This window comes from Chrysiogenia bacterium, from assembly GCA_020434085.1.
In the GTDB taxonomy this organism is placed as follows: Bacteria; JAGRBM01; JAGRBM01; order JAGRBM01; family JAGRBM01; genus JAGRBM01.
Genome location: JAGRBM010000436.1, coordinates 1 through 7,695 on the forward strand (window position 1 = coordinate 1; position 7,695 = coordinate 7,695).

Below are 7,695 nucleotides of genomic sequence, written 5' to 3' on the forward strand. Positions count from 1 at the left end.
AGGGGCGGGGTCTACCCGCCCTCTTTTGTTTCCCCAGGACAATAGAGCGGGATCGCCCAGGTGCCCTTCGAGAGGGTATAGCCGTAGTCTTTTTCCAGCGCGCCGCGCAGCACGCCATCGGGGTCGTGGCCTTCGACGAAGTAGTCGATGAGCAGCAGGCAGCTCCCGCTTTGCGCCACGCGCCCGGCCCACGCGCGTAGCGCCTCGTCGCTCATTCGCTCATCCAGGCTGATCGTCGCCTCGGGCGTGGCAAAGGAATCGCTCCACACGCCGACGAATTCGAGGCCGCTGTCCCTTGTTTCAAGCCGGATCACGTCGGCCAGCTCACCCGGGTGTACGTAGACCGGGTTCTTTACCGAGCGCGCTGCGACTTCGGCAATGAGATTGCGGAAGAGGATGGGTCGCGCCGGATGAACCTCCAGCTTGAGAGCCGTTGTGCTCAGCAGCACGAGCGCGGCGAAGAGTAGCGAGAAACCCCACGCCACCTCGCGCAGACTGGTGCGCAGACCCTCGGCCAGCAGAATGAACAAAAAGAAGGTCGCCGGGCTGTAGACGCGCGAGAAGTAGAACGGCAGGCCGGAGTATTTGAGAAAAATCGCGCCGTTTACCAGCACGAACACCAGCACGCTGAGCGCCGGCAGCACGCCGGGCGCGCCCTTTTCGCGCAGCGAGCGATGCCCGCGCCAGAGGAAATACAGCAGGCAGAGCGCGAGCGCGAACTCGCTCGCCACTACCCAGCGCCCCACGTGCGGCCCCCACGACCAGAGCTGGCCGTAGAAGAAGAGATCGGCCAGCACGTTGGTCGGGCGCGTCGGCGACCCGAGCTGCACCCAATCGCGCATGAATGCGAGATATGCCGGAATCTCCGGGCGCGGATCAATGGCCCAGAAGCTCAGCGAATAAAGAAACACCGCGACCATCGGAAGCTGCGAGGCGGTCAGCAACACCCAGTCGCGCGCCTTGAGTTCCCCTCGCAGCAGCCAGACCAGCGAGATCGCCAGCGCGGCAAACCAGGGCAGCAACATGTAGCCGCCGCTCAGGAATCCAGAGAGCGAGACCGCGCCGAATGCGAGTAGCGTTTTCGTCTCGACCCTGCGGGTCTCGATCACCTGTGTTACGAGCAACGTGGCCAGCAAGGCAAAGAGCACGAGGAAGGCGTATTCCTCGGCCTGCCGCGCGATGGCCACGTGCATGGGCGAGAGCGTCAGCAGCGCCAGCGCGCCGAGCAGGGCACGACCGCCGAGGTAGCGACGCGCAAGCAGATAGAAGAGCGGGATGCACGCGGTGCTGCAGAGCGCCTGCAGCGCGCGCATGAAGAAGAAGCTGTGCCCACGCGGCCAGACAAAGCCCGAGAGCCAGGTGGTGAACACCGAACCGGCGTGCCCCACGGTGGCCTGTTCCCACAGGCTGGTATTGGGCTCGATCGCCCAGAGGATGCGGAAGGCCTCGTCGAGCCAGAGCTCGTGCCGGCCCAGCGCCAGGAAACGCACCAGCGCGCCGAGCACCGTGAGCGCGGCGACCTGAATCGTCAGCGCATTCTGCCGGGGTTGTTCGCTCATCGCGCCTCCCCCGGACAATAGAGGTGCGCAATGGACCAGAAACTCGAAACGAGTTTGTACCCGTACTGCCGCTCCAGCAGGGAGCGGAGCTCGCGGTGGGGGTCGCGCCATTGAATCCAGTGGAGTTCAATCAGGCAGGCACGCGCTGTGGCAATTTCATTGGCGGCGGCGGCGAATTCGCGCCCGCGCATCGGGGTAAGCACGTCGCGCCACCCCTCGGGCGTGAGTTCGGGATCGCGCCACACGCCGCGCAGCGGCGGCGAGTCCTTGCGCGCGCTCGGGCGGATGAGCGCCGCGAGCTCGCCCGGATGCACGTAGACCGTTTCGCCGGGCGCCACGTGTTCGGCTGCGGCATCCAGAATGCGGCCCTCCCACGACAGATGCACCGGATGAAAACCCGTCCACATCATGGCGAGCGAGAGCAGCACCGGCGGCAGATAGAGCACCGCCGCCGCCAGCCGCTGCGCCCTGCTCGCGGCGATCAGTCCGCTGGCAATCAGCAGGTAAAAGGGAAGCGAGGCCGTCGCGTAGGCGCGCGCGAAGTACCAGGGCTTTCCAAAGAACGAAAAGTAGATGAGCCCCATGAGCGCCGGGACGCCCACGCAGAGCCCGAGCACCGGCGCCGCCAGTTGAGATTCCTTGCGCAGCCTGCGATAGCCCAGCCAGGCGAGCGCAACGGCCCCGGCGCTCAGGAACACTTCGGCCGCGATCACGCCCAGGTGGCCGCGCGGGGTCCACACCCAGCTCTCCGCGTGGACAAGGAGATCGGTCACCACCGCCGCGGGCGAGCTCGGAAGCCGCGGCCAGGTCATGCGGCGAATCCACTCGACATAGGCACCCGGTTCCTCGGCAAAGACGCCGTAGGAGAGGAGCCAGCCGAAGAGCGCGAGCATCGGGAGCTGCGCCGCCGTCAGAATGATCCACTCGCGCGCGCCGAGTTTCTTTCCGATGCGCGCGAGTACCAGCGCGGCCAGCACGCTCCAGTAACCAAGAATCAGGTAGCCACCGATGAGCAGGCCGAGCGCTTCGATCGCGCCGAGCCACGGGGCCAGCCGCGCGGTGTCCGATTCATCTTCGATGAGAAGAAATCCCAGCCAGGTTCCCAGCAGGGCGAAAAAGACCGTGAACTCGTGCTCTTCGAGACTGCCCGAGAGCGCCAGGTGAAAAGGCGCCAGGCAGAGCAGCCACCCGGCCACCAACGCCAGGCGAGCGCCGAAAAAGCGCCGCACAAACAGGAAGAACAGCGCGACATTGAGCGTGCCGATGAGCGCGTAGGGAAGGCGCAGCCACCACCAGGCATTGCTGAGCGCGGCCATGGCACGCAGCAGCAACACACCGCCGACCGAACCGATGTGAATGATGGCCGCCTGCTCGCCGAGCCTTCCGCTTTCCGCCGTGGCGGATACGAGCCGCAGGGTATCGACCATGCCGAACTCGTGCGCGCCGATGTTCCACAGGCGAAGCAGCGCGCCCACCGCCGTGAGCCACAGCAGGCGGCGCCGGTCATCGGCAGAGAGTTCGGGAAGCAGCTTCATCGAATATCCGCCCGGCCCCCCTTCATTGACGATCAACGACACAGGGGTAAGCATTCCAGTAGTTGGAAAGCCTTCAAATTCCGGGTCGCGGTGAAGTCTACCACGGGCGCTCCGTGTTGGCATTCACCCGCGAGATCGGCGAGGGGACGGGCGCGTGAGCGAAAACGAGAACGACGAGCTGGACTGGCGGTCCCAATGGGGGCCGGAGCTGCTCATTCTCGCGCTCGCCGTGCTGCTGCGCGTGTGGGATTTCGGTGCCGCCGAGTTCGTCCGTTACGCCGATCGCGACGCCTATCGCGGGTGGCTGATGATCCACGGGAAGCTGCGTTCCATGATGGGACCCGAGCTCACCTACGGCGGCAACCTGCCGGGGCCTTTCCTATATTTGACGTTGGGTTTCGTGTTGCTGCTCTTCGGAGGAAATCCCGAGAGCCTCGTCGGCCTTGCCGCCCTGTGCTCGCTGGGTGCGCTGGGGCTCTCCTATTTCGCCGTGCGCGAGTTGTTCGGCCGTCGCGTGGCGCTTGTCGCCGCGCTGCATCTCTGTATTCTTCCCTCGCACTTTTTCAACGCGCGTCTTGCCTGGAATCCGACCTGGGGCCTCCCGCTTGCGGCGGGCGTGTTCCTGCTGCTCGCTCGCAGCATCCGCCGGGGGCCGAGCCTTCGCCGGATCGGCGGCGCGGGCGCGCTCATCGGGCTGGCGGTGCAGTGTCACGGCAGTTACTTCTCGCTCCTCGTGCCGGCGCTGCTGGTCCCGGCCTTCTTCGTCAGTTCGCTTCGCGAACGCTCGAAGTTTGCCGGGGTGCTCATCGCCTTCGCACTGCTTCCGCAGGTTCCCTACTTCATTGAGCTTGCCGGTCGCCCGGTGGAGAAAACCATCGAGAAAATCGATCGCAGCGCCTATTACTTCGAACTGCGCTCCCAGTTTGGAGAAACACCGCTCGAGCCCATCGCACGCGGCGAGATCCTCACCGAGGAAGAGCTCCTCGCCCGCGTGGGCGAGCGCCCGCTTGCTCCGTGGACGCCCTTCGCCATTGCCGCGCATCAGATTTATCCAAGCGCCAACGAAGATGCCTACGATTTTCGCTGGCTCACGCGCGCCGACAACTTTCTGAACTACGGTGCCTGGGGTCCGTTCTGGCGATTCCTGCAGGGCGCGACCGCGCTCCTGCTGCTCGCCCTGTTCGGGCTGGGCCTCTTCGAAGCGTTCACACGCTGGCGCGCGAAGCGCGACGAGGCTGCGCCGCTGCTGGCCGCGTGGCTGCTCGCGCCGCTCGTTCCGATCACGCTCATTCAGCAGGTCTACTTCGCTTTTCCCGACGATCCGTCCATGAGCGTTTGGGTCTCTGGATCGCGCTACCTGCTCCCGGCCTTTCCCGCGGCCAGCGCCTTTGTCGCGCTCGGCGTAGAAAATCTCCGGGAGCGTTTTGGCCAAAAACGCTGGATTCTTGCTCCCCTGGCGCTTGCCGTTCTGTGCGGCGTGCTCATCGATTTCGGTTTTCGGTTTACGACCTACTATTTCAATCGCAGCGGCGCGATCAATCGCATGACCATTTCACAAAAGCTTGAACTGGCAGGTGCCCTGCGCTGCACGCTCGGACTGAGCCTCGAGGACATCGAAACACGGGTCGTCGACCGCAGCCTGCTGGCCATCGAAGACGACTTCATGCTGCCCTTCGCCCATGCCGCAGTACACTGCGATGGTGATTCGACTCACGTGACCCTGCCACCCGATGCCTGCCTGGCCCTCGACCTGCCGGCCCGGCTCCGGAAGGACAGCCGGTACTGGCCCGGCAGAATCGCCAACCAAAACATTAAGGAGGCGGCCCGATTGACCCCCTCCGGGCTCACCCCTATCCTTCAAACTGATAGTTTTGTCATCTCGACCTATGAACGGATGCCTTGCCTGAAGGGCAATGTCATCAACGGGTACTTTTCCGATGAACGAGACCCTGAGCGAACCGACGCGTCCTGGCGTCGCCGGAACTGAAGCGCCAGCCGCGCGTTCGGAGCGTTCGCTCGAGGAATTCTGGGACAACAAGATTCTCCATTGGGAGGACAGCGCCTACGGTCCCGTGCCCGCCGCGCCGCTGGCCCGCGTCTTCCACAATCTTCGCAGCTCCATTCGCGCGCGGCTCAACCTGACTGCCGGCATTCTCGCGCCGTATCTCCAAAGTTATACGCGCGTGCTCGACCTGGGCTGCGGCTCGGGAATCCTGGGCGAGCGCCTGCTCGGCGAATCGCCTTGCCGCTACGAGGGCATCGATCTTTCCGGGCGCGCCTGCGAGCGCGCGCGCGAGCGACTCGCCTCCTTCGAAGGGCGCGCCCGCATCACCCGCGCCGCCGCGCTGGAGACTCCGTGGCCCGACGCCGACATCGTCGTCGCACTGGGCCTGCTCGACTGGCTCGAAGCCTCCGAGATCGACGCCCTGCTCGCGCGGCTCTCCAAGCACCGCTTCGTCTTTTCATTCAGTGAGGCCTCCCCGAGCCTTGCCGCGCGCGTGCACCGCCTGTGGCTGGTGCGCCGCACGCAGATCATGGGAACGCCCGCGCGCGCGCACCACCACAGCGAGTCCTACATCCGCGAAGTGCTCGAGCGACATTCCTGCGGACCGGTGCGCTTCGTGCGCGATCCGGCGATGCGCTTTGGCGTGCTGGTGACCAACCTGGAAGAGAACGCGAAGTGAAAGTCCTCTTCATCAACCCCGGCAAGGAAATGGGCGGCATCCAGTGCCTCTCGGCCTTCCTCAAGCAGGGCGGTCACGAAACGGCGCTCATCAACGATTCGCGCCTGTTCGACAATCCCTGGGTGAGCTTTCCCAGGCTGGCGCGCTACGCCGACCTGGGCGACGAAGTGGTCAAACAGGCCATCGATATCGCGCCCGACCTGATCGCCTTCAGCGTGGTGTCCGACGATTTCCAGTGGGCGCTCACGCGGGCGCGCCAGCTCAAAGCCGCGCTCGGCGTGCCGGTGGTCTTCGGCAACATCCATCCCACCAGCGAGCCCGAGCAGACGCTCTCCCATCCCGAGGTGGATTTTATCGTGCGCGGCGAGGGTGAGTACCCGCTGCTGGGACTGGCCGACGCGCTGGAGAAACACCACGGCTTCGACAAGGTGCGCGGCCTGGGGTACCGAAGCAACGGGCAGGTCGTCCTCAACGAGCTCCATCCGCTCATCCAGGATCTCGACGAGCTCCCCTTTCCCGACAAGGACTTCACCTACGAGGTGATGCCCTATCTCAACCGCGGCTACACCACCATGACCGGTCGCGGGTGCCCCTATCGCTGCACCTTCTGCGACAACACGACAAGCATGAACCTCTACCGCGAGGCCGGGCAGAAGGGGCGCTGGCCCCGGCGCCACAGCCCCGAATACGTGGTGCGCGAGATTCTCTGGGCGAAGGAGCGCTACGGTATCGACCACGTGCGCTTCAACGACGAGGACTTCAGCTATGACAAGAACTGGACCCGCCGGTTCTGCGAGCTCTACAAGAAGGAAGTCGACATCCCCTACTTCGCGTGGGTCTACCCCAACACCATCGATGAAGAGATCGCGACGCTGATGGCCGAGAGCGGCTGCGATTCGGTGGAAATGGGCGTGCAGTCGGGAAGCGCGCGGCTACGCAACGAGGTGATGCACCGCCGCACGCCCGAGGAAAACATCCTGCGCGCGATGCATGCCTTCCGCAAGGTCGGCATCAAGTGCACCGTGGACATGATCGTGGGCCTTCCCACCGAGACGATCGAGGATCTCGATATTTCGGTAGACCTCATCAACCGCGGGCGGCCGTATCATCTATATGCATTCTGGATGCGCTACTACGCGAGCACCGAGATTCTCAACATCGCCAAAGAGCGCGCGGTGCTCAGCCCTGCCGAGATCGCCCAGATCCGCGACGGCAACTACGGGCGCGGCAGCATTGCCGGCGGCACCACCCGCGAGAAGAACGTGCTGGCCCATCGCTACCACACGCTGCTGGTTATGACGCCCATTCTGCCCCAGCGCTTCGTGAGCTGGCTGCTGCGCAGAAACTTCGTGCGCTTCATGCCGCGCGTGAACCCGTTCCTCATTGTGAACATCACGAAGCTGCTGCACCCGAACCCGCTGGATGAATTCGCCCGCCGCGAGCGCGGCCTGTGGCGCTTCGAGCTTCCCCGCACGATCCGCAAGATGATCCGCCGGGTGCTGCGACTAGAGCCCATGCCCGAGCCCACGCCGACAGGGACGCGCCGCTTTGAAGAGAGTTCCGAAAAACTCGCCGAGTCTGCCTGAGATTTCGTCAGCCTGAAATGTGCGCGCGCGCGTGGGCCTCCGCGCCGACAAAGCGCGCCCCGTTCTCCCCGAGCCAGTCCATCAGCGCGCCCAGCGCATCGAGGTTTTCCTGCGCCGCGCCCGTGTAGTGCGGGTGGAGCGGCACGACCAGTGGATCGCAGCGACGCGAGAGCCAGTGAAAAATCGAAAACGCGCGCGCGGGTTTCACCCCGATGCGCGGATACCAGGGCGCCCATTCGCGAAACCACGAGGGCCGCACCTCGTAGACGCCCTTCATGTCGTAGCGGTAGTAGAGGGCGCTGGCGTCGAAGAGAAACTGCTCTTCGTTGAG

6 protein-coding genes are annotated in these 7,695 nt (G+C 64.8%); 3 read left to right on the forward strand and 3 right to left on the reverse strand.

Annotation, left to right across the window (positions count from 1 at the left end):
• Positions 1–11: 11 nt before the first annotated feature.
• Both KDH09_15010 and KDH09_15015 read right to left on the reverse strand, forming a co-directional pair.
• The gene (locus KDH09_15010) at positions 12–1,559 is read right to left on the reverse strand and encodes a glycosyltransferase family 39 protein (GenBank protein MCB0221005.1); all 1,548 of its coding nucleotides are present in this window, start codon (positions 1,557–1,559) and stop codon (positions 12–14) included.
• The gene (locus KDH09_15015; GenBank protein MCB0221006.1) at positions 1,556–3,094 is read right to left on the reverse strand and encodes a glycosyltransferase family 39 protein; all 1,539 of its coding nucleotides are present in this window, start codon (positions 3,092–3,094) and stop codon (positions 1,556–1,558) included. Before KDH09_15015 ends, KDH09_15010 begins: the two co-directional genes overlap by 4 nt.
• Before the next feature lie 154 nt (positions 3,095–3,248).
• On the opposite strand from KDH09_15015, the gene KDH09_15020 reads away from it, so the two are divergent.
• The 3 genes from KDH09_15020 to KDH09_15030 are packed head-to-tail and all read left to right on the forward strand — an operon-like array spanning position 3,249 to position 7,364.
• Positions 3,249–5,081 (forward strand): glycosyltransferase family 39 protein, encoded by a 1,833-nt coding sequence (locus KDH09_15020; GenBank protein ID MCB0221007.1) that lies wholly within the window; start codon positions 3,249–3,251, stop codon positions 5,079–5,081.
• Positions 5,032–5,778: a class I SAM-dependent methyltransferase gene (locus KDH09_15025; GenBank protein MCB0221008.1), complete on the forward strand. Its 747-nt coding sequence runs from the start codon at positions 5,032–5,034 to the stop codon at positions 5,776–5,778. Before KDH09_15020 ends, KDH09_15025 begins: the two co-directional genes overlap by 50 nt.
• The gene (locus KDH09_15030) at positions 5,775–7,364 is read left to right on the forward strand and encodes a B12-binding domain-containing radical SAM protein (protein MCB0221009.1); all 1,590 of its coding nucleotides are present in this window, start codon (positions 5,775–5,777) and stop codon (positions 7,362–7,364) included. The genes KDH09_15025 and KDH09_15030 overlap by 4 nt, the downstream gene beginning before the upstream one ends.
• Before the next feature lie 7 nt (positions 7,365–7,371).
• Here KDH09_15030 and KDH09_15035 read toward each other — a convergent pair.
• Positions 7,372–7,695 (reverse strand): hypothetical protein (locus KDH09_15035; protein MCB0221010.1); only part of this gene is annotated, 324 nt, incomplete at its 5' end.